Source organism: Streptomyces echinoruber, from assembly GCF_014651135.1.
GTDB lineage: Bacteria > Actinomycetota > Actinomycetes > Streptomycetales > Streptomycetaceae > Streptomyces > Streptomyces echinoruber.
Window position 1 is genome coordinate 151,542 of the sequence record NZ_BMWH01000001.1, and the last position, 22,336, is coordinate 173,877.

The 22,336-nt window shown below is 70.0% G+C and carries 12 protein-coding genes and 1 pseudogene; 4 read left to right on the forward strand and 9 right to left on the reverse strand.

Annotated elements, in window-relative coordinates:
- Nucleotides 1-17 precede the first annotated feature (17 nt).
- Nucleotides 18-524 (reverse strand): annotated as a pseudogene (locus IE225_RS00610) (AAA family ATPase); the annotation flags it as partial.
- Between the two features lie 458 nt (nucleotides 525-982).
- Between IE225_RS00610 and IE225_RS00615 the strand changes: the two are divergent.
- The gene (locus IE225_RS00615; protein ID WP_190055258.1) at nucleotides 983-2,758 is read left to right on the forward strand and encodes a hypothetical protein; all 1,776 of its coding nucleotides are present in this window, start codon (nucleotides 983-985) and stop codon (nucleotides 2,756-2,758) included.
- A 49-nt stretch (nucleotides 2,759-2,807) separates the two neighbouring features.
- On the opposite strand, the gene IE225_RS00620 is transcribed toward IE225_RS00615, so the two are convergent.
- From IE225_RS00620 to IE225_RS00630, 3 genes are all read right to left on the reverse strand, one after another.
- Nucleotides 2,808-3,371 (reverse strand): ATP-binding protein, encoded by a 564-nt coding sequence (locus IE225_RS00620; RefSeq protein WP_190055259.1) that lies wholly within the window; start codon nucleotides 3,369-3,371, stop codon nucleotides 2,808-2,810.
- A gap of 140 nt (nucleotides 3,372-3,511) precedes the next feature.
- On the reverse strand, nucleotides 3,512-4,039 hold the full coding sequence (locus IE225_RS00625; protein WP_190055260.1) for a hypothetical protein: 528 nt from the start codon (nucleotides 4,037-4,039) through the stop codon (nucleotides 3,512-3,514).
- Nucleotides 4,040-4,322: 283 nt separating this feature from the next.
- Nucleotides 4,323-5,972 (reverse strand): trypsin-like serine peptidase, encoded by a 1,650-nt coding sequence (locus IE225_RS00630; RefSeq protein ID WP_190055261.1) that lies wholly within the window; start codon nucleotides 5,970-5,972, stop codon nucleotides 4,323-4,325.
- Between the two features lie 503 nt (nucleotides 5,973-6,475).
- Between IE225_RS00630 and IE225_RS00635 the strand changes: the two genes are divergently transcribed.
- Entirely contained in the window at nucleotides 6,476-7,132 is a 657-nt protein-coding gene (locus tag IE225_RS00635; protein ID WP_190055262.1) for a hypothetical protein, read from the forward strand.
- Between the two features lie 289 nt (nucleotides 7,133-7,421).
- Here the strand turns inward: IE225_RS00635 and IE225_RS00640 are convergent, their stop codons facing one another.
- On the reverse strand, nucleotides 7,422-8,552 hold the full coding sequence (locus IE225_RS00640; RefSeq protein WP_190055263.1) for a hypothetical protein: 1,131 nt from the start codon (nucleotides 8,550-8,552) through the stop codon (nucleotides 7,422-7,424).
- 381 nt (nucleotides 8,553-8,933) lie between these two features.
- On the opposite strand from IE225_RS00640, the gene IE225_RS00645 reads away from it, so the two are divergent.
- The gene (locus IE225_RS00645; protein WP_190055264.1) at nucleotides 8,934-9,749 is read left to right on the forward strand and encodes a helix-turn-helix domain-containing protein; all 816 of its coding nucleotides are present in this window, start codon (nucleotides 8,934-8,936) and stop codon (nucleotides 9,747-9,749) included.
- Nucleotides 9,746-9,952 carry a DUF397 domain-containing protein gene (locus IE225_RS00650; protein WP_190055265.1) on the forward strand — a complete coding sequence of 69 codons (207 nt, stop codon included), beginning with the start codon at nucleotides 9,746-9,748 and terminating at the stop codon, nucleotides 9,950-9,952. The genes IE225_RS00645 and IE225_RS00650 overlap by 4 nt, the downstream gene beginning before the upstream one ends.
- Before the next feature lie 68 nt (nucleotides 9,953-10,020).
- Here the strand turns inward: IE225_RS00650 and IE225_RS00655 are convergent, their stop codons facing one another.
- The 4 genes from IE225_RS00655 to IE225_RS00670 form a co-directional block, all read right to left on the reverse strand.
- Nucleotides 10,021-15,165, reverse strand: a complete 5,145-nt coding sequence (locus IE225_RS00655; protein ID WP_190055266.1) for a class I SAM-dependent DNA methyltransferase — start codon at nucleotides 15,163-15,165, stop codon at nucleotides 10,021-10,023.
- Nucleotides 15,166-15,190: 25 nt separating this feature from the next.
- Entirely contained in the window at nucleotides 15,191-18,097 is a 2,907-nt protein-coding gene (locus IE225_RS00660; RefSeq protein WP_190055267.1) for a DEAD/DEAH box helicase, read from the reverse strand.
- Between the two features lie 193 nt (nucleotides 18,098-18,290).
- Nucleotides 18,291-19,616: a serine/threonine-protein kinase gene (locus tag IE225_RS00665; RefSeq protein ID WP_190055268.1), complete on the reverse strand. Its 1,326-nt coding sequence runs from the start codon at nucleotides 19,614-19,616 to the stop codon at nucleotides 18,291-18,293.
- A 390-nt stretch (nucleotides 19,617-20,006) separates the two neighbouring features.
- Nucleotides 20,007-22,142 (reverse strand): N-6 DNA methylase, encoded by a 2,136-nt coding sequence (locus tag IE225_RS00670; RefSeq protein ID WP_229879098.1) that lies wholly within the window; start codon nucleotides 22,140-22,142, stop codon nucleotides 20,007-20,009.
- Nucleotides 22,143-22,336: the final 194 nt, after the last annotated feature.

The window sequence follows — 22,336 nt, forward strand, 5'->3', positions numbered from 1 at the left end:
CCGAGCGGGTGCCGAGGCCGGTCGGCTTCGGACTCTTCGACGGTCTCCTTCACCTCGTCGCCGCCGTCCGAGGGGCCGAGCCGGGGAAGCGTGGACAGGCCGCTGCTCAGCCGCCGGATGCCGAAGCTGCCGCTGTCCTCGCTCTGGCCGGCCCGCACGTCGAGGATGCGCGCTTCCTCACCCGAGATGGTGATGCGCCTGCCGCGTCCCTGCCTGCGTTTGAACGCGAAGCTCTCCTCGCGGGAGAGGGTGTACGCCATCGGTTCACCGGTCCGCTTGTAGCGCAGGGAGCGGCGCCGGATGGTGAGGCTGTACTCGTCCGGCGCGTTGAGGGTGGAGTTGGTCGTCCAGGTCGCCTTGAGCTGGATGCGCAGGAAGGTCGGCGGCCTATTGCCGCCCCAGAAGGCCACCTCGTCGAATCCGCCACGCGTGTCGAGCGCCGGCTGGAGGTCGGTGCGGATGATGTCGGCGAGGAAGTCGAACACCTTCAGCACGTTGGACTTGCCCGCCCCGTTCGGGCCCACTCACACCGTGAGCGGACCGAGCGGCACGGTCACGTCGCGCAGACTGCGGAAGTTCTCGACGTGGAGTTCGAGGAGACGGCCAGGCATGGTACGCAACCTATCGGCTCGATGATCGAGGTGTGGGGAGAGTGGGCCGAATGCGGTGCGCGCGCTGCTGCGTCCTTCCTCCGGTCCGCGCGGTTCCCGGTGCGAGATGAACGGGCGCGGGGAGCAGATCAGGTCGGGTCACTGACATCGCGCCCGGGCTCGCGACCTCCGGTGCACCGACGATTCGAGGGCCCGGCCGTCACCCCGCGGTGTCGAAAGCGGTCGTGCCTCGTGTTCGGGAGTGGACAAGACCGTACTGCGAGGGGACGGGACGTCAATTGCCGCCTAACCGAAGGCCGTCGAACCGTAGACTTCGCCGGCGAACGCCGACGACGCATGGTCGTTGCGCGCCCTCGTGGGGAGGAAACCGAATGCAGGCCCCTTCGGAATCGACAGAGATCGCCGAGCCCGAGCGGAACGGCCGGAGCAATGCCGCCGATTCACCTGGTGTGGACGAGCCGGCACCCGAGTCGGACATCGACTCGACGGGGGTATCGACGGTCCTGGCGGAGGTGCTCCCAGGGGTCGCCGTCGTCCTCGGCGAGGTCCCGGCGGAGCTCGAGCCCCATCTGGTCGACTTCGGGCTCGTGTCGGCCGCCGACCGTGAGCAGCTCTCCGCAGCCCTCGCCTCGGTCGGAAACACGGCGACCGCGGCCGGCAACCTCGCGAACGCGTTCGCCGGCGTGCAGGGGCTCTACCGGATCAACAGCGCGACACAGGCCCTGCTGAAGGCAGGCGGAACGCTCGCCGTCAAGGACGGTGCAAACCTCGGAGCGGTGTTCGTCAACGGCAAGATCGTCGCTCAGGCCCGCTTCATCCCCGTGACGTCGGTGAGCGCGGCGCAGACCGCGGCAGCGCTCGGGCCGGCGCTGGCCATGGTTGCCCTGCAGATGCAGCTGAGTGAGATCACGGGCCTCGTGAGGACCAACATCGCGCTGACGAGCCAGGTGCTCGCCACCCTCCGCAACGAGCAGTGGGCCGAACTGACAGGGCTCGTCACGACCGTGGATCGCGCAGTCGGGCAGGCACGGGAAGTCGGATCGGTCCCCGCCTCCTTGTGGGAGAACGTCGCGGGCAACGAGGCGTCGCTGCGCAAGCAGCTCGACCTGTACCGGCGGAACGTCCGCGGCCACATCGAGCAGATCGATCAGCCCGACACGCGTCGCCTCCGCGAGTATCTTCAGACGAACGCCGAGGCGATGATCTTCGACGCCCACGCCCTCCTGTCCTCCCTCAAGGCCTGGACCGGATACCAGGCGCTCCGCGCCGGGAAGGCAAGGACCGCCGGACGTGAAGACGCCGACGAAGCACGGCTCGTCGACGTCATCGCGCGCGACACGCGCACAGAACTCGACTCCGCTCTCGCCGAGACGACGCGCCTCGTCGACGCGCTGACGCGGGAGCTGCGCATCATCGCCGAACTTCCCGGAGGCGGGACACTGCCCCAGTCACTGCCGGGCAAGCGGAAGGATGCGAAGGCGGCCCGCCAGACCTCCGCCCGTCTTCTGGAGGCGATCGAGCCTCTTGCCGATGCTCTTCGTCCGCCGGCCCCTCCGCTCGGGACCCCGGACGTCGTCTGCGCACCCGAAGCGCTGGATCCCAAGCCGTACCTGCGCATCCTGCGATGGTTCGTCGAGGACGGGGAGACCCTTCGTGTCCTCGGCTTCGCCGACCAACTCGATGCCCTCGGCCCGATTTCCGCGATCATCGGCGGAGCGAAGGAGAAGCTGGCGGCAGCGAGGGACAAGGCTGCGGCGAAGACACTGGTCGCCGTCACGGACCGCCGCATCATCACCACCAGGACGAACGCGTTCCTTGAGCGGGGCGAGATTCGTCAGGTAATCCCGATCGACCGCGTGCGATACGTGCGAGCAGCGATCACACAGGACAGGGGCGCGCGTTCGACGATCGACCTCATCACGCGCGACGAGAACATCCGGTGGCTCTTCCACTCCGACATCGACACTGCTCAGGTGAACGCGCTCGCCGCCGTGCTCGCCGAGTCGATGAGGATTCCGGACGAGGAGCGCAATGAGCTGCAACGGCGGCGTCACCTCCCCATCGATGCGGGAAGGAAGAGCGAGAGCACCGGCAGGACGTCTGCGGAGCCGACTGGATCCGAGGCCACGAGCTATGAGGCCGGGTAGGCCTGGAGTCCATTGACGCGGGCCGCCCGACCGTGCGTACCGAGCTCGGTCATGTGCGAGGGCAGACACGAGCGCCCGATGGCTCGGCGGCAGGCCGAAGGGGCGCCGCAGTGGGTGTGCGTGCCCGCTGAGGGGCGTCGGGTCGACTGCTCGACGCGGTGTGCAGCACCGCCCACACCGTCTTGCCGGGACCGGGGCGGCGGTCGGTGACGCCCCAGTCGTCGGCCAGGGCGGCGACGAGGAGGAGGCCGCGGCCGGACTCGGACTCGGCATCGGGGGCCACGGGGGTGGTGACGGCGGGCCGGCGTTCCGCGCGGGTGTCGGAGACCTCCAAGCGCAGCTGCTTGCCGTCGGCTTCGGCGGACAGCCGGACGTGGAAGTCCCGTCCGGGAACGCGGCCGTGCCGTACGGCGTTGGCGCACAGTTCGGCGGTGATCAGGGCCAGCGTCTCGTTGACGTCGCTGTCGTAGGGGTGACCCCAGGAGTCCAGGCAGTGCGCGACGAACAGCCGGGCCAGGCGGGCACCGCGCGGGGTGGAGGTGAAGGACAGGGCGAATTCCGTCGGGGTCGCGGGTGCGGCGGGCGGGCAGGACCGGGATGAGGATGCGCTCATGCCGTCAGCGTCCCGACTGTGATCGGCGTGTCACCAGAGGTGACGTCTGTACGGCGGGCTGCTGTACGCGATGGGGAGCCCCCGTACACGGTCGGGTCATACGCCGGAGGGGACACCGCGGGCCGGGTGTGCTGTATCGGTCAGCCCAGGTCCGCACTGATGTAGGCCTGCGTTCCCCGGAACATCCGGCACCCGGCGAGGTGACGGGTGTTGTGCTCACCGCCGTCGTGCTCGAAACAACGCCACGCGCCCACGTCGGCGACAGCGCTGGTGTGGGCCGGGGGCGGGGACTGGTCCAGCCGGGCGAGGAAGTCGCCGGCGATCTGCCGGGCCGTTCCGCACGGCGTTGAGGTGTTCATGACGGTGATCACCGCCTTGCCGCCGTTCTTCCGGCGGATCGCGTCCGGGCAGGTGACCGCGCGCGGTGTGCCCACAGGGGATGGTGTGAACGATCGCGACCATGTGCGCGGTACGTCGCGGCAGGGGTGGGCGGCCTGTGCCCCGGGCAGTGCCGTCACCGTCCCCGCGCCGCTGAGAGCGCGCTCCGGGAGGCGCTGGTCGGGCAGCGCGCGAAAGGGGCCCACCACTGTCCTGCCCGTGCGGCCGTTGGCACGCCACATGATGGTGAGGCGCCAGTCCACGGCCTCGTCGCCGCATGCCAGCGGCATCACTGTCCAACTGTCGTCGGTCAACGGCAGACTTCCGGACGGGGCGCGGACGGTCGCTCTGCCTCCGCTGAAGGTCACCCAGGCATCGGCGTCGGAGCCCAGCCAACTCAGCGGGTCGGCACCGACCGGACAGGACGAGTTGTCCAACAGGTAGGTGCCGTCCTCCCGATAGGAGGGATAGGACGCGACGATCGAGGACTGACAGTGTGGATGTGATGACCTCGGACGGCCGGAGTCGCCTGCTGTCGGGCAGCGCCAGGCAACTCCGGCCACAACACACCGGTTATGGCGCGACCAGCTGGTGTTCCGGTCCGATGCCGGACGCATTGCCCTCGGTGTACAGGCTCAGCTCACCGTCGGACCAGCGGACGAGTGTGTCGTCCGGCCACGGGTTCTCGCTGAAGTCCCCGCCTGTCACGAGCATGGCGTGCTCCCACAGGTCGTTGGGGGCCTTCCACTTGTGCTCTCCCCAGGTGTCACCGGTGCCGGTGAAGTCGTCGTAGAGAGTGAGCTCTCCGTCGGACCAGCGCACCACGAGATCCCACGTGTCGCCCTGTGTGTAGTCGCCGGAGCCGATCTCGACGGCGTGGGTCCACAAGCGGTTCGGGTTGACGACCTTGATCTCCTTGCCAAGACTGGTGCCCGTGTTCTGGTACACGGTCAGTTCTCCGTCGGACCAGCGCACCACGAGGTCGTCCTGCCACTTGTTCCCGCCGTAACGGCCGGCGGTCATCGCCTCGGCGTGCTTCCACGTCGGGTTCGGTGCGAGGATCTGCTTCTCGCCGTGGAAGCCGTTCTCGTCCACCGACGGGTACAGCGTGACTTCGCCGTCCGACCAGAGCACGATGAGGTCGGAACCGTTGTCACCGGTGAAGTCACCGGCGACGACCTGCACGGCGTGATCCGCCCAGAGCTTGTTGGGCTTTTGGACCCTGATCTCCTTGTCGAAGTAGTTCAGGCTCTTGTCCGCTCCGCGATAGATCGTCAGCTCGCCGTCCGACCAGAGGACGAACATGTCCATGCGGTCTTCGGAGACGGGCCCGTCCAGTGCGAAGTAGCCGGAGGCGATGTCCTTGGCGTGCTTCCACGTCGAGGCGGCCGGCAGGACGATGGGGGCGGGCTTCCTCCCTGCCACCGCAGCGTCGTAAATCCGCTTGAGGTCGCTGTCGAAGTATGAGGAGTAGGACGTGTCGTCGCTGTGGCCGCCGGTCTGCCAGCCGCCTGTCACGCCGATGACCTTGGGATCGTCCCCGCCGATGATGAAGGGGCCGCCCGAGGTGCCACGTACGTAACCCTTGCAGTCGATCTGCGAGAAGGTTCCGCCCTTCCAGCCGCCGGAGGTGCCGGTGACGAACTTCTTCATCGGGGAGGTGCAGTCCAGCGGATCCTGGTGGGGCTTGTACTTGCCGTCGTCGTCCGGCAGCCACGGGTAGCCGATCACCCGGGTCTTGGGATGGTCGAAGCCCGTGCCGTAGCCGATCGGGATGGCTCCCACCACGTCCTGGACCTTCTTGCCGTCCGATCGTGGTTCGGTCTTCAGCAGGGCGAAGTCCAGATCGGTGTAGTCGTGGTCACCGCCCTTGCGCAGGTAGCGGGGGTCGGCATAGATCTGTCCGACGTTGATCGGGAAGAGACCGTACGGCTTGGGATCGGCCTGGTGGTGCTTGGGGACGAAGACCAGCTTCTTCCTCTGGTCGGTGCTGTCGAAGCAGTGCGCTGCGGTCAGTACCAGGTCCTTGTCCGGCGAAGGGACAACGGTGCCGGCGCAGAACCGGTACTTCAGATCGCTGTCCTGCCAGAAGAATGTGCCCACCTCCTTGATGCCCTCGAACGTGTGCGAGGGCGAAGTCCGGGCGACGGACCTGCTGCTCCCGGAAGCGGCCGTCTGTTCCGGCAGGGGCTGATCCTCCTGGACCGGGATGGCCTGTGCCATGCGCTCCGGGGTCCAGAACCTGTCCAGCTCCGTCGCCGGTTCCGTGTCCGCGGTGGTCGCGCTCGCGCCGGGGGACGTGCCGGGCGTGCCTTGCGCTCCGGACGCGGACGGCGAGGCCGTGGTGGCCTGCGGACTCGTGGAGGGCCTCGCCGATCCGTCCGGAGTGGTGGGTGACGCCTTGCTCGAAGGGGAGGCGGATGGTGAGGGGCTGAACGATGAGCTGGTCGGCCCCACCGTTCCCGAAGGTGTGGAATCGGCCCAAGCAGTCGTCGGGATGAAGGTAGCCGCTATCGCGGTGGCAGCGGCCAGGCTGTGTCTCAGCCTCAAAATTCCCCCTTGTTCAGATGTGCATGGGTCGATGGTCAGTTCGACCCGGTCTGTTGCGATCTTGGACCCTACCCTCATCCTCCTTGGGCGTAAAGGACGATCAATGAGGCAACCAAGGGATCGCGAAACCCCTCTAACCGGCTGGACAGCCAAGGCATCAAGAGGGGAAACGGGGCATGCGTGCACCCGCACAGAGGCGGCCGCTCAGGCTTGCCCTCACGGCGGCCTTGCTCGGCCTGATCACCGTGTCCTGCGGCAGCGGCGGCAGCGCCACACCGAAGTCACCCTCGCCCCGTACCACTGCTGAACCTGACTACAAAGCGGCGTACGACGCCGGATGGCGTGAAGGCAAACAGCTGTTCAAGGACGGTGGAAAGGGCGCTGCGATTCGCGAGGTGGTGTGGGGAGGTTGTGTCCGCCGGTCGCTCAAGGCGGAGCCGCGGGACGTCGTGGAGAAGGACCGCGGTGCCTGGGTGCTGGGCTGCAAGCAGGCCGTGGGATCGGGAACGGACCGCCATCCGCCGACCGGACGGGTGACACGCCGCGAACCGGACCCGGACCTTCTCGCCCGGTTCCGGTCCTGGGCCGCTGCGCACGGGGCGAAGCAGCTCATGCGGCATGCCAGTCAGGTGATCCTCGTCCACCTCGGAGAGTCCGACTACGACGTCGAACTCCTCACCGCCTACACCGACACCAGCGCGAAAGCCGAAGTGAAGCAGCTGGCCGACACCTTCGTGACCTGGTGGGACGCCGACGACGGCGACGATGCCAGGGCATGGAACCTCATCGTCCGCGCCCGGGACGGCAAGAAGATCATCACCCGCAGCCTCTGACAGCCGAGAGACCGACCTCGTTCGACCGAGTCCCTGCCGAACCGCTCCGGATGCGGCAGGGACTCAGTCCTCTCAAATGATCGAGCCTCCACCGAACCGGAGCGGTTCACATCGGCTCACCGATCCGCCACGGTCTCCTCCGCCGAGCGCCGGCCGCCTTGAGCGAAGCCCAGACGGTTTTGCCCGGTCCGCTACGGCAGTCCATGACGCCCCAGTCGTCGGCCAGGGCGGTGACGAGGAGCAGGCCGCGGCCGGGGGAGTGGCGGGCGCGCGATGGCGCAGGACGGCGTCAGCCCCGGCGGCACCGCTGCCGAAGCTCCGCGAGGACCGCCTTCTCACGGGAGTTGAGGTCACCGTCCACGGTGGCGACCCGCTCCGCCGCGTCGACGATGTCGCCGAGATCGCCCGGCTCGGCGTCCACGCGCCGCCACACCTCGGCCGGGTCGATGTCGACGACGTGCGCGAGCTGCTCGTCGGCCACCTCGTGCCGTTCCCGGACCAGCCGCACCAGGTGCCGCATCAGCAGCGCCTCGTCGTCGCTGATCCCGCCGTCCGCCATGATGACGAGCCACGCGACCCACAGCATCAGTTGCGGGTGCCGGCTGCGCCTGCTCAGCCCCTCGGCGAGCTCGATCACCCGCGCCTCGTTCCGGAACACGGCCCGCGCGTGCCGGCCGGCGAGCAGCGTGGTGTAGCGGTTCAGCAGGACGGCGAGGGGGACGCCGACCAGGGGAATGCCGATCTTGATGACGTTGCGCTGGAGGAGGTGTTTCCCGACGACGGGGAGCGCCTTCCCGGCGGTGAGCGCCGATCCGGAGTAGAAGCGCTTGACCAGCGGTCGCACCATGACCGGGACCGCTTTGACCACGGTCTTGTTGGCCGCTTCCCTGCTCTTGATGGTGAACGCCACGCGGATGAGCTTCCACAGGTCCTCGGGGTCGTGCACGTCGAGCGGGACCCGGTAGAGCACGGAGATGTCGTAGGCCAGGCGGAGCTGGAGCCGGGTGATGAACGCGACGTCGGCCATCATGGTCGCCACGGCCGCGGGGACGGTCGCCGGCGAGGCGCCCCCGAGGCTCCCGATGGTGGCGGCGACGGTCGCCGTGTAGGCCCCGGCGGAGAGCCCGCCTTCGAGCGCGGCGTACCGGGCCGCCATCTTGATCCGCTGATCCACGACGGCGTCCGCGGGCACGCCCGCGTACCGGTCCTGGAAGTACTGCCAGTCGACCTTCTCGGTGTACGCGTTCATGGCATGGGCGGCGAACTTGGTGAACCAGTTGCCCGACTTGATGTCGTCCGCGCTCAGGCTCTTGACGAAGTCCTTGATCTCGGCCTGCTCCTGCTCGACGACCTTCCGGTCGGCGGCGTCGCCGGCTTCGTCCGCGTCGATGTGGGCGGCGTCCGCGGGCGCGTCGGTCATGGTGAGTCCCCCCAGGCTGTTCCGCGAGTGACCGAGGTACGGGCGCGGACACCCCTGCTTCCCCGTCTCCGCGCGGTGATTCGGTGAGCGGCGCAACGGCCGCTCGATGTCCTCCCCTTGAGGCACAACTTGAGGCACAACTTGAGGCGCAACCCTAGCGTGTCGTCGGGCGGTCGGTGCCCTGGTGGGACACGCGGGTGCGGGTGTACAGGCGGGGGCTGTACGCGGGAGGGCGGGCGCTCGTACGGGGGAAGCGGGGCCAAGCGGCGGGAAAGCGACGAAGAGTGTCCCTACAGTGAGCCGTGAGTAACGGACGGGTGCGGCGCCTGCGGCGGGACGAGGAGCGGGCGCCTCCCTGAGGGCGGGTGAGGTGAGGGCACCATGGCGGCGCACGGGGAGAGCGAGACGGGCATCCTGCGGTGCTTCGGGCAGCAGGTGCGGTTGCTGCGGACGAGCCGGGGGCTGACGCGGGCGGAGTTGGGCGCGAAGCTCGGGTACAGCGAGGACATGATCGCCTCGGTGGAGCTGGGACGGCGCATTCCGAGACCCGAGTTCATCGACCGGGCGGATGAGGTGCTGGGGGCCGGCGGACTGCTGGTGGTGATGAAGGAGGAGGTGGCGCGGGCCAGGTATCCAGCCTTCTTCCGGGACGCGGCGAAGCTGGAGGCGGAGGCGGTCGAGCTGCATGTGTATGCCAACCAGGCGGTGCCGGGGTTGTTGCAGGTCGAGGAGTACGCACGGGTGGTGTTCGAGATGTGGCGCCCCCTGCTGGACGAGGAGACCGTGAACCAGCGCGTAGCCGCTCGGCTGGCCCGCCAGGAGCTGTTCTCACGCAGGCCCATGCCGACGATCAGCTTCGTCATCGAGGAGAGCACGCTGCGTCGGCCCCTCGGTGGGAGTGCGGTGATGCGCGCCCAGTTGGAGCAGATCCTTCTTTACGGTCAGCTGCGCAACGTCGAGATCCAGGTCATGCCGACCGACCGTCGCCAACATGCCGGAATGGGTGGCCCGTTCACCTTGATGGAGACGAGCAAGGCGCAGAGGATCGCCTACGTGGAGGTGAACGAGCACAGCCACCTCTACAGTGAGCGGCCGGTGGTCCGGGGGTTCGAGGAGCGGTACGGCATCCTGCGAGCGCAAGGCCTCACACCGTCGGAGTCACTGGCCTTCGTTCAGAAGCTGTTGGGAGACCTATGAACACGGAAGACGCGCGCTGCCGGCCCAGCTCAGAGCTGCACTGGTTCAAGAGCAGCTACAGCAGCGGCGCCGGCGGCGAGTGCGTTGAAGTCGCTGTTACGGCTGCGGGTGTGCATGTGCGTGACTCGAAGCGGGTCGCGCAGGGCGGTCCTGTGCTGAAGGTGGGCTCGGCGGCGTGGATAGCGCTGCTTGAGGCAGTCTGAGCTGAAGGATTTGCAATGGTGGGCGCTCCTCGCGGGGGAGCGCCCACCATCACTGCTGGGCACATGCATCAGCGCTTCGGCGGAGTCCAGCGCCCGGCAGTGATCTCCTCCTCCAAGCGAGCTTGGAAGTGCGCGTGCGCGGCGCGCATCTCCGCCTCGCGGTCCGCCTTGTAGAAGGGGGCCTTATAACCGGTCGGGGGTGGGGTGGTCTCCGGGCTCTCAAGGTGGGCCATGAGGTCGATGTAGTCCTGCTTGGTCTGGCCGTGTCCGTAGGTGTTGTGGTTCGCGGCGATCTTGCGGCCGTTGGCGTCGAAGTACATCTCCGATTCGTAGTCGGACAAGACCGGATAGCGGGACTTGTAGATTGCGACGAGCTGGTCAGCAGTGATACCGAGCCAGACGGAGACAAGCGCGTCAAGCTCGACGAGCGCGGCCCGACGTTCATACTCGGTGCGAAGGGGAGTTTCGTGTTCCCAAGTAGCGGTGAGCCCGGCGGCGAGAGGTTTCAGTAGCGGCCAGTCAGGATTGGCCCAATCCTCGTAGCCTGCCCAGCGAGGATCGTAGAGTTCCTCCCAGAGGGGGGAGTAGTGGATGGTAAGGGCGTTCAAGCGGAGGGTGCGGAGGAGGAGGGCGGAGGCAAGGGGATGGTCTGAACTGGCGGCGGGCATCCCAGTTACATCAGTGGAGTGGAGGTTCGCGCGACCCGTGATACGAAGGAGGTAGTCCAAAGGAAGGGATGCCCAAAATCCCGCGTTGAGTGTAGTGGCGCGATTGTCTGCCAGTGACATCGAAAAGACAGAGTCAATGTGAGCGGGGCCGGGCGGAATCAGCGCGGCAAAAAGACTCCGTTCAGTATCGAAGGGAATCATTTTTCGCCAGGCCAAGCGGAAGTAGTCCGTGTAGCGGAGTTCCTTGGCCTCGTCCCAAACGTCCTGCGCGGCGCGGTAGTCGGTCTCGGAACAGGCGCGGACATAGTTCGTGCGGGGGACGGCGTGCGCCGGGAGAACGCGTAGGTCTATGGCGGACCAGTCGCGGTTGGTTCGACAAGGATTGTTGGGTTGCTTGTTGAAGGGAAGCCCCACGCCTAGATGTGGTCCTTGAAGGATGAGATCTCGAGGATCGTTCAGATCTGATGTGTCCCAGCGATATAGACCGAGTTTCTTCGTCGCAAGATTCTCGAACATGCCCACGGTGATGTGCGGCCGGAATCGCTCCTCAGCGAGACGGCTGGGAAACGTGGAGAGCGCATTGATAGCTCCCTGCTCAGCGGATGTCACCGGATACAACATGGGGGCTTCTGCGTCCGGTATGTTGCTCTCGCCGGACAACCGGTTCCACTCGGCAAGACGAGATGCATCGACGTTGACGAGACGGGCACGGTGGGGACGGGTGTCCCACTTGCCATTGTGTTTGATGCCGGGCAATGGCCCCTTGCCGTCGTGATGGAGGGAAGCGGTGAGTGTGTCAGGCGAGAAGAGCCAACTCAAGTGGGTGAAGTCAACCGCAGACGGTGCGCCGTAGATGTTCACGCTGAACTCGGTGTTCGCGTGGATGTCGGGAAAGATGCCGGTGCGGTTATGGAAGTGGGCGTGGACCCGTAGGTGCCGGTAAGCCGCCCCGCGTAGCGGTCCTTCCTTTACGCCCCCGAAGTGTGTGTCCGGATGGATGAGCCCTGCCGTGCCCATCATGTTCGTGTGGCGCCAGACTTGGGTCATGAACGCGCGGTAGAGGTCCGGCCGGGTCTTGTTCAGTAGGGGGTACGTCGACTGAGAACTGAGCAATTCAGCCGTGGCGGTGATGCCTGCTAGATTATCTAGGACGAAGGCGACTGCCGCCTGGTCTTCCATGGCTTCAGACTTGCGTAGACGCCACTCTTGAGCGCTCGGCTTCTCCGACAGTTTGAACCATGGCTTAAGCTCAGCCAGTACAACATCCTCATTCCAGTCCGGCCGCACCCAAGGCGGATTCCCCACCTGCAAGTCAAACCCGCCCGCAGCGGCGAAAACGTGCCCGAACTCCAACTCCCAGTGGAAGAACCCCTGCCGCTCGGCCACATCCCGCGCGACCGCCGCCCACGGATACCGGGACTCCAGCGAGTAGAACCGCTCCATGCCCATCCACTCGGGCAGTTCGTCCTCGTACCGCTCCAGCTCATCGAGCGTGTCGAACTGGGCCACCAGGGAGTCCGCCGGCACGTCGTGCGTGCCCAGCAGGGATTCGGCGAAGTCGAGCCAGTCGTCCAGGGAGGCCAGCGGGATCACCGGGCGGCGTTCGCCCTTGATCCGCTCCTTGCGGCTGCCGCCCCGCGTGCCCTTGGACTTGACCTCGACGACCTGGACGTCGCCGAACAGGTCCGCCGCCTCGTACGTCTCCCGCGCAGGCGCGCCCGACTGGGCCGGGACCGGAGCCGAAGCCGAGGCCGAGGCCGGAGCCGAGGCCGGGGTCGTCGACACGACCCACTCGCCCGACTGCGAGGCGACCTGTGCCGCCCGCGCGTACGCCTCGTGGGAGCCGTCCAGCAGCGCGGCCTCCTGCACGGGCCAGAACCACAGGGCGCACCACGCGTCCATCAGCGTCTTCAGCCGCCAGTACGGGGTGTCGACAGCTTCCAGGTCGGCCTTGACCTTCTCCCTCGGCACGGCGACCTCGGGGGAGCGCAGCCAGCCGTTCTCCGCGCCCCACACGTCGATCCGCCGCGAGATCTCCCGCTCGGAGATCTCCAGCCGGCGCACGACCAGCCCCCACAGGTACTCGGCCCGCCGCGCGAGTCCTTGGAGCCGCTTGGTCTGGGTGGCGTTGGGGGACTTGGTGATCGCCTTGCGCCAGGCGGCGAGGGCCTTGGCCTCCTCCGGGGCCAGGGCTTTGGCCTCCTTCTCGGCGGCGACCGCGCCCCACTCCTTCGCCGGGAGGAGGAAGTGGTGCACCGCGCCCTCGGGGAGCGGGGCGCCGGACAGGGCCTCCGACAGGGGGAAGCGTTCCGGGGTGGTGCCCAGCCAGCCGCCCTTCTTCAGCTTCTCCGCCGGGTAGATCTCCCGCCGGCCGCCGATGAGGGAGTTGCCGCGCCGCAGGTGCAGGCCGAACCAGGGGGCCTCCATGCCGGGGTGCATGGTGTTCAGCCACAGCGACACCTCCGCCAGCTCCACGGCGGTGTCGTTGAGGTCGACGCCGTAGGAGTTGTGCAGGGCGATGTACGCCTTGACCTTCTGGAGTTCGACCGCGTACTTCTCGGTGTCGATGGCGGTGCCGAGTTCCTCCTGGCGGCGGCGCAGGTACTCCGCGGCGACCTGGTTGATCGCCTCGTTGAGGAACGCGCCCGAGCCGAGCGCCGGCTCGCAGATCTTCCACTCCAGCAGCTCGCGCGCCTCGGTCTTCGTGCCGTCCTGGTCCAGGCGGTGCTGCAGGGCGAGCTGGACCGTGACGCGGGTCAGGGACTCCGGCGTGTAGTAGGAGGCCGAGGTCTGGCGGTCGCGGCCCGACAGGCGGTACACGAACTGGCCCGGCGCGTACCGCACGCGCCGCTCCTCGCCGGTGTCCTCGTCCCTGTGCCGGACGAACACCTCGTCGGGGTACTCGTCGGCCTTGGACGCCGGGATCAGCCAGGAGCCGTCCTTCGGGTCGCCGTTCTTCGCGACCTCGTACAGCTCCTCGCCCGCGACGAAGCCGGTGTAGGACATCAGGCCCTCGTACACGGCGCCGAGCTGGTTGATGCCGAGCTGGGCGTAGGAGATGAAGCCGCCGCGCTCGCGCCTCTTGCCGCGGGTCAGCATCAGCAGGCGCAGCACCCGGTACAGGGTCTCGTTGCGCAGGCGGGTGTCGATGAAGCGCTCCCCGCCCTCGGCGCCGGCCTCGCCGTCGGCACCGGTGCCGTCCTCGGTGTCGACGCGCGGGTCGGGGACGGCGTAGCGGCCGATCAGCCGGATCGCGTCCGGTTCGAACAGCTTGGAGCGCAGCGGCTCGAAGCGCAGGCCCACGTCCTCGGACGTCTTGCCCGCCGCGGCGTCGGCCGGCTCCGCGTCCGCGCCGTGCGTGCGGCGCGGGCGGTGGCCCTCCTGGACCTTGCGGAACAGCAGGTCCAGCGACTCGTAGAGGTAGAAGCCCTTGCGGGACTTCTCGTCGACGAGGTCGCGCTCGGCGATCAGCTCGCCGAGGCGGCCCAGGCCGTAGCCCATCTGGTACTCGGGGTAGTCCGAGGGCAGGATGCCCAGTTCGGGGCGGGCCTCGGCGTACAGCAGGAACAGGATGCGGTACAGGTAGCGCAGCGACTCGCGGGTCAGCTGGCGGCCCAGTTCGGGGAGCTCCTTGACCTGCTCGGGGCGGACGCCGGCCTCGCGCAGCCGGTCCAGGACCTCGTTGGCGATCAGTTCGACGCTCAGCCGCAGGCCGTCGCGCAGCTCGCTGGAGACGCCCACCGCGTGCTTGGTCGACTTGTCCAGGAGCGCGGCGAGGGGGTTCTCGCCGCCCTCCTCGGGGGTGCGCAGCGAGTCGGCGCCGAACAGGGCGGCCACCGTGTCGAGTTCGCCGCCCGCCTTGGTGTCGTTGCGTTCCAGCGCCGTGTCCAGCGACACCGCCAGGTAGCGGCCCTCGCCCCAGGCGGCCCGGTCGGCGAGCACGACGACACCGCCGACCAGCAGCAGGACGTAGCGGGGGGCGTCCTCGCAGGCGAACAGGAAGGAGGCGAGCTTGGAGCCGGTGGTGATCGTGTGCTGCCCGTCCAGGCGCACCTCGTCCAGGAGGCGTCCGGCGCCGTCGGGGTCCAGGGCGTCGTCGGGCTCGGCGGACCAGCCGCAGTCCAGGGCGACGAGGTCCTTCTCCGCGTGCGCGACCGGCACCTCGTAGGACTGGTCGGCGCGCACGACGGTGAGCGTGCCCGGCTTGGCGTCGAAGCCGAGGGCGCGCAGCACCTGCGCGTTGAGCGCGCGGACGCGGTCGCGCCACTCGGGGGCGTCGTACGTCACGGCGTCGTCGCCGGTCGCCGCCTGCTCCTCGGCCATCGTGAAGTAGGAGCGGGCCGCGAAGTAGGGGCGGCGCAGCGCCCGCAGACCCGCGCGCGGGGTGACCGGCAGCGCGCCCTCGGGCCGCTCGGTGCCGGCGGCGTCCTCCTCGCGCTGCTTCCACTCGGCGAGCAGACCGGACTTGAGGTCCTTGGGGAGGACCTCGGCGAGGTAGTGCGCGGAGAAGTAGTCGCCGCGGTTGACCAGGCTGTCGTACGTCATCTTCAAGAACCTCTGGGGGATGCGGTCAGGCGGCGTGGGCCGTGGCGGGGGCCAGGACGGCGAGCAGGCGCAGCATCGGGCGGCCGGTGGTGAGCAGGGAGTCCGCGAGGGAGGCGAGGCGTTCGCGGGTGCCGGTGGACGCGCCGCCACCGCCGTCCGTCAGCGTCGGCTGCTCCCACGCGCCCAGGCGGGCCTTGTACTCCTCGATGGGCTTCCTGAGCGGTTCGTCCCACGCCTCGCGGTGGAGCTCCAGGAACGCCTCCGCGGTGTCCAGGACGCCGGGGATCGCCTCGGCGAGGCGGGCCGTGTCGTGGGCGAGGCCCGGGTTCGCCATCGTCGGGCCGACCTTCGCGCGGCGCAGTACCGCCACCATGTCGTCGTCGACCTCGCCGTCCGTGGTGACCGCCATCCACTTGACGACGGTCGGGCGGCCCAGCGCGTTGGAGTAGATGCCCTGCACGAGGTAGGTGGGCTGCGGCACGTCGGCGGTCAGCACCGGCGCCTCCTGGCGGTCCAGGCGGACCAGGACCTTGTCGGTGAGCCACTCCATGACCGGGTGCAGGTCGGTCAGCAGCGAGATGTCGGGCCAGCTCGAGGTCGCCGAGGCGCGGGCGCGCTGGAGGCTGTGCTCGGCCAGCCGCCGGTTGAAGGTGACCTTCAGGCGGTCGCGCAGGCCCTGCTCGCGGACGTAGTCCGGGGGCAGCGCCTTGAGGCGGTGCACCAGGTCGGGGGGCGGCACGAAGGAGAGCAGGCCGGTCTCGGGGTCGACGGACAGATCCAGCCGGTCGTGGGCGTCCGGGTAGACCTCGCGCAGCGCCTCGTCGAGGAACTCGCGGGCGGAGGCGAACAGCCGGGGCACGTGCGCCCTGGGCACCGTTCCGGTGCCGTCGCCGCCGCCCGCGTCCGTGGTGGCGGCGTCCTCCTCCGGGTCGTCGTGCACGGCGCCGAAGAAGTCGGCGAGGAAGTCGTCCATGCCGTCGTCGGCACCGTCGCCGTCGCCGGCGCCGGGGGTGCGCCGGGCGTCCAGGGACTCGTCCACGGTGCGGCCCCGCAGCAGGTCCTGGATGAGGGACTTCTCCTCGGCCTCCGCCCGGTACAGGCCGGACACCGCCTCCGCCGTGCCCAGCGCCCGGTGGGCCTGGGCCTCGCGCTCCAGCAGGCGCTCCGCGACGAGCGTGTCGTCCTTGGCGCCGTCGACGGAGCTGGTGAGGATCAGCGCCCGGAACTGCGGCTGGTGCGCCTGCCCGTAGCGGTCGATGCGGCCGTTGCGCTGCTCGATGCGGATCAGCGACCAGGGCACGTCGTAGTGGATGAGCTGGTGGCACTGGCGGTGCAGGTTGACGCCCTCGGAGGCCACGTCGCCGGTGAACAGGATGCGCACGGGCGTGTCCGCGAGACCGAAGTCCTCCACGCACTGCATCTGCTGCTCGTCCGACAGGCCGCCGTGCATGACCCGGGCCGCCTCCTGGGCGGCCTTCCCCTTGAAGCCGAGGGCCTGCGGCACGGTCCGCGCCAGCCACTCCAGGGTCTGCACCCGCTCGGAGAAGACCACCACCCGGGTGTCGGACCCCGGCCCGACCCCGATCTCCCGCAACTGCTCCAGCAGCGCGCCGAACTTGCCCGAGTCCTTCTCCGTCATGCCCGACGCCAGCTCCAGCAGCCGGTGCAGGGCCGCGAGCTCGGCGGCCGTCGCCCGGGGGTCGTCCTTCTTCTCCAGGGTCTTGATGCGCGTGGTGACCGTGGCCTTCAGCGCCGCGTGGGAGGAGAGGAAGGACTTCAGCAGCGTGTACGGGAACAGGGGGACGTCGCTGACCGACTTCGCACCGTCGGACGGCAGCCACACCGCGGCCAGCTCCTCGAAGATCCTCTCCTCGGCGGGCGTGGCCGCCACCCGGATCGAACGGGAGGGGCCGCGGTCCGCCCACTGCCCCTTCATCTGCTCCCGCACCTCGGGGCTGACCTTGGTGCGCCGGATGAACAGGTGCTTGATGTCCTCGGCGCGGTAGTGCTCCGGGTCGCGGATCGCGGCCGGGTCCAGCAGGGAGATCAACTCGGCGAAGGAGCGGGCGTCGCCGTTGTGCGGGGTCGCGGAGGCCAGCAGCAGGGCGTCCGTGTGCGGGGCCAGCGTACGGGCCAACTGGTTGCGCAGGGACCCCTTGTTGATGAGGTTGTGCGACTCGTCGATGACGACCGCGTCCCAGGTGATCCGCTCCAGGTGGTGCTTGTACTGGTCGGTGTTCTTCAGGGTGTCGATGGAGACGATGACGCGCTTGAAGTACGTGAACGGGTTGCGGCCCGCCGGGATCTCCCGCTGGATCCGCTCGATACCCACCGAGTCCAGGCGCACCAGCGGGATCGCGAACCGCGTCCACAACTCGTGCTGGAACTGCTCCAGGACGTGCTGCGGGGTGACGACCAGGATGCGCTCGCCGCGGCCGCGGCGGATCAGCTCGGCGAGGATGAGGCCGATCTCCAGGGTCTTGCCGAGGCCGACGACGTCCGCGATGAGCATGCGAGGGCGCAGGTTACGGCCCGACAGAGCCAGTTGCGCGGGGCGCTGCTGGTAGGGGAGCGGGTCCAGGAGGAAGGAGTCCGCGAGCGCCAGGCCCCGCTCGGACTGCGGCAGCGGCGTCTTGCGCAGCACCGCCTCCAGGAACAGGCGCGAGCGGCGGAAGTTCGGCGAGTCGTCCCGCACCAGGCGGGTCCGCCTCGGGTCGAGCAGTTCGATCCGGTCCAGAGCGGTGAAGAACACCGCCTCCTGGTCGCGCACGAAGTCCGACGCGCCCACCGCCTCGACCCGGATGCCGTCGTGCTCGGTCCGCGTCGCGTTGCGGACCAGCCACACCTCGTCCCGTACGAGGATCTGGGCGCCCGGCGGGAACAGGGCCTCCTCACCGCTCGTCGCGGGGGCGGTGCTCAAGTCGGCGGTCACGCGGATGCCTCCTGGGCTTTCGTGTCGGTGGACTGGGATGCGTCCTGTCGCTGTCGCCGGCGCTGTCGTCGGCGCTGTCGCCGGCGGTCGGCGGTCGGCGGTGGCGCCGGCGGAACGGCGGGACGCGTGGTCAGGGGGAGGGGTGGCCGTGCGGCTCGGCGCGCGCGGCGGCCGAGTTCCGGTGGGCCGGGTTTCAGAAGGGAGCCCCCGCCGCATACGCGGCGCGGAGGCGCTCCGCGGTCCTGCGGGCCTGCACGGAGTGCCGCAGCGTGGGCGTTCCCTCCTTGGGCCGCCGGGACGCCGCGGGCGGGCGGCCCGGCGCCGGCTGCTCGCGACGGGAACCGTCGGAGGAGTCCGGCCGGGCGGGGGGCGTGGGACCGGGGGAGTCCTGAACCGCCGGTCCGGTGGGGCCGGGGGCGGTCTCGGCCACGGTGGGGGAGGGTGCCGGGGAGCCGGGGCCGGGGCCGGAGCCGGGAGTGGCCGGGGACTCCTGGGCGGCCGGGGCGGTCTTCGCCTCCGGGGCGGTTTCCGTGTAGGGGACGGTCTTCGTGGCCGGGACGGTCTCCGCGCCCGGGGCGTCGCCCGCGGAGGCGGGCCAGGGGAAGGCGGGGGAGTCGTCGGCGGGCGCGGCCTGGTGCCGTTGCCCCGCGGTGTACGCGGTGAGCCTGCGACGCGCCTGGGCGATCCGCATGCCCTGGGCCTCGATCACCGAACGGCACCGCTGCACCACCTCGGTCAGCGAGGGCCGGTCCTCGGCGTCGTGGGCGAGCATGCCGGTCAGGAGCGGCACCAGCTCCTCGGGCGCACCGGACAGGTCCGGGGCCGTGTCCGGGTCGGTGACGAGGTGGAACACCATGTACGGGGTCGCCGCCTCGTGCGGGTAGTGACCTGTCGCGGCGAAGAGCAGCAGCGCGCCCAGCGCGTACACGTCCACGGCCGCCGTCAGCGGCTTCACGCCGGCGGCCTGCTCGGGAGCCATGCAGATCGGGGTGCCGACGACCTGGTGGGGGGCGGTGAGGGAGACGGTCGACTCGGTGAAGGCGGCCAGACCGAAGTCGATGATCTTCGGGCCGTTCGGTCCGAGCAGGACGTTGGCCGGCTTCAGGTCGCGGTGGAGCAGACCTTGCGTGTGCACGGCCGACAGCGCCTCGGCGAGGACCGCGCCGAGCGCCGCGGTCAGGACGGACGGCAGCGGTCCGTGCCGCTTCACGTGCCGGGCGAGGTCCGGACCGTCCACGTACTCGGTGGCCAGCCACGGCTGCTCCGCCTCCGCGTCGGCCCCCAGGAACGCCGCGATGCGCGGACCCCAGATGGTCTTGAGGACCTCGATCTCCTGCGCGAACCGCCGACGGGACGCGGAGTCCACGACCGACGGCTTGATCACCTTCACCGCGGCGGGCTCACCGCCGAGCGACTCTCCCAGGTAGACCTGGCCCATGCCTCCCTGGCCGATCCGGCCGAGAAGTTCGAAGTCGCCCAGCGAGGGCGGGTCCTCGGGGTTCAGGGGCGTGATCTGCACGTGTGTCCTCGAAATTCGGTCGTGGCGAGCGTCTGATCAGCGGCGATGCGCGCCTGGAGACACGGTAGTGGATGCGGTCGGGACGGGAACGGGGGTTGCGAAATGGAAATATCAGCCCCTTGGGACGGAAAACATGGGGCGGGTTCCGGCCGGGTGCGGGTCGGCGCGGCCAGGACGTCCGTCGTCTCCGCGTGAGGTCCACCGGGCCACTGGGAGTGGGCGCGCCTCGCCGCCCTCGTACGGCTGCTGCTCACCGAGGGGCTCCCCGGGTTCCTCCCGTGAGCGTTCGGCTCCTGTCGCGCGCCGTCGGCCGCACACATGTACCCCCCAAGTAGTGATGTGACGATACGCTGCCCTATATGGGCGAATTGTCGCCTGATGGCTGCGAAGTCACGTTCCGCGCGGCAGCAATTGGCCGCCCGTGAGTCCGCCCGACAGCAGCCGTGCCGTCTCCTCGGCCAAGTCCCGTGCGCGCCGCGCCTGTTCACGCAGCGTCTCGACGTGCCGGAAGGCCTCGCCGTACCGCCGCTGCTCCGCCAGCGGCAGCAGCGGTACGCGCAGCCGCCCCGGGCTGAGGTGGAGCGTGGAGCTGCCGGTCGAGGCGCCGGCCAGGTTGGCCTCGGAGCTGAGGAAGCCGAGGAGGAACCAGGAGTCCAGCCGCGCCGGGTCCGGCCGGAACAGGTGGACGCCGGCCCCCAGCAGGGCGCCGGCCTCCGCCTCGCCCGCGACCCGGGCCACGGCGCCGGCGCCGCCGACCAGGTTGCGGACCAGGACGTCGCCCACGGCGATCTCCGGCATCTGCTCGGCCCGCGCGTCCAGGACCTGCCCCGTCGGCCCGGTCCCGCCGGCGATGTCGTCGCCCGTCAGAACAGGCCGGCGTTCCCCGCCGTCGGCGCCCGCCTCCGCGTCCTCCGCCTCGGCGGCCATCGCCCGCGGTGGGACCGGGGCCGCGCGCAGCACCTTCAGCGCCCCGCCCCGGGCCAGGTCCGACACCGTGGCCGTGCGCCACTCGCGGGCCGAGGCCCCCGCGACGTCCCACGAGGCCGTGCCGGCCAGTTCGGCCACCGTCCGCACCGCCGCCGCCAGTTCTTCGCGGGCCGCCGCGGCCTCGCGGGCCAGTTCCCGCGGGTCGACGTCCGCCTGGGAGGCCCGGACCTGCCGGGCCGGGGTCACGTCGACCACCTCGTCGAGCAGGTCGACCACGCTCACCGCCCGCGCCACACCGGCCTGTGCCTCGAACCCGTCCGGGTCCTCGGCGTACGCCGTCCACGCGGAGAGGATCCGCTCGGTCACCCGCGCCCAGTCCACCGCGCCGGCACGGCTCCCGCCGCGCCCCGCAGGCGTGGGCTCGCCCGCGGTGTCGACGAAGAGCACCGTCTGGTACGCCGGCCGGGTCGGCTCCGGGCGCTGCAGCACCCACACCTGCAGGCCGATGTGGAGCGGGATCGCCGCACCCGGCGGCAGGGCCGCCACCGCCCGCAACGCGCCGCTGCGGATCAGCTCGGCGCGGATGCGGCGGCCGGAGGAGCGGGACGCCGTGGCCGGCGGGAGGAGCAGCACGGCGTGGCCGCCCGGTTCGAGGTGGGCCAGCGCGTGCTGGACCCAGGCCAGTTCGGACTCGGCGCGGGGCGGGAAGCCGTACGCCCAGCGCGGGTCGTAGGCCAGTTCGTCGTGGCCCCAGTCCCGGTCGCCGTAGGGCGGATTGCACAGCACGGCGTCGACGGTGAGGTCCGGGAAGGCGTCGGCGCGCAGGCTGTCGCCCGTGCGCACGGTGACGTCCGCGCCCTCCCCGGCCGTCAGGGTCAGGCCGACCGCGGTGCGCCGCGCCTGGACGGGAAGGCTGTCCTGCCCGTACAGCTCGCGCGCGCCGCGCGCCGCGGCGGCCGACAGCAGGGTGCCGCTGCCGCAGGCGGGGTCGAGGACGCGGGCGGGGGAGCCCGGGATCAGGCGGGCCAGCAGGTCGGCGAGCGGGGCCGGGGTGCGGTAGGCGCCGCTGGCGGCGCTGTCCTCCAGCTCCCGCTCCGCCAGTACGCCCAGCGCCGTCTGCGCGCCCTCGTCGCGGACGCAGAGCAGCAGGGCGCGCAGGACCGCGGCGTCGGCGGCGGTGAACCGGACGGACTCCGTGTCCGGCACCACGTCCGCGACCCCGGCGGCCGCGTCGTTCGCCTGCTTCACCAGGTCGTCGTCGGGCAGCGCGAGCAGGCCGGTGAGGCCGTCGGCGGGGCGGCGGGCGGCTGCCAGGACCAGCAGGAGCAGGTCGGACGCGCCGGCGCCGGCCGGTTCGCGCAGGCGCAGGGTGGTGCGCAGCTCCCCGCTGGGTGTGGCCGCGGTGCGCTGTCCGCGTGAGGCGAGCCAGGCGCGGACCTCCTCCAGGTCGTACAGCGGGCTGCTGTCCGTGCCGCCCGAGGGTGCGGGGAAGTCGTCGTGCCGGCGGCGCCAGTTGCTGACGGTGGCGCGCGTGACGCCCGCGATGCGGGAGATCTCGGCGGCTGTCACCTGGGCGGAGGGTGCGGGGGGCTGCGGCATGGGTGTGGTCCTGGCTCCGATGGTCGGCGTAGTCACACCCTACAGCGGGAGTCAACTCCTGAAAACTGTTGGACAGTGCTTTCACTGTCATGCTTTCATGTATTCGCTTCCGCTAGTGAGCGTCGCTCACCGGCGTGAAGTGTCGCTTCTCTTGCCACAGCCCTGTCCTCGAGCGCCCAGCCCCTCGTCCTGTC

Coding starts and splice junctions, on each gene's coding strand:
- IE225_RS00640 (WP_190055263.1), bottom strand. CDS start 8,552: ATGACCGACGCGCCCGCGGACGCCGCCCACATCGACGCGGACGAAGCC.
- IE225_RS00670 (WP_229879098.1), bottom strand. CDS start 22,142: ATGCCGCAGCCCCCCGCACCCTCCGCCCAGGTGACAGCCGCCGAGATC.
- IE225_RS00635 (WP_190055262.1), top strand. CDS start 6,476: ATGCGTGCACCCGCACAGAGGCGGCCGCTCAGGCTTGCCCTCACGGCG.
- IE225_RS00650 (WP_190055265.1), top strand. CDS start 9,746: ATGAACACGGAAGACGCGCGCTGCCGGCCCAGCTCAGAGCTGCACTGG.
- IE225_RS00655 (WP_190055266.1), bottom strand. CDS start 15,165: ATGACGTACGACAGCCTGGTCAACCGCGGCGACTACTTCTCCGCGCAC.
- IE225_RS00630 (WP_190055261.1), bottom strand. CDS start 5,972: ATGGCACAGGCCATCCCGGTCCAGGAGGATCAGCCCCTGCCGGAACAG.
- IE225_RS00620 (WP_190055259.1), bottom strand. CDS start 3,371: ATGAGCGCATCCTCATCCCGGTCCTGCCCGCCCGCCGCACCCGCGACC.
- IE225_RS00615 (WP_190055258.1), top strand. CDS start 983: ATGCAGGCCCCTTCGGAATCGACAGAGATCGCCGAGCCCGAGCGGAAC.
- IE225_RS00645 (WP_190055264.1), top strand. CDS start 8,934: ATGGCGGCGCACGGGGAGAGCGAGACGGGCATCCTGCGGTGCTTCGGG.
- IE225_RS00625 (WP_190055260.1), bottom strand. CDS start 4,039: ATGCCGCTGGCATGCGGCGACGAGGCCGTGGACTGGCGCCTCACCATC.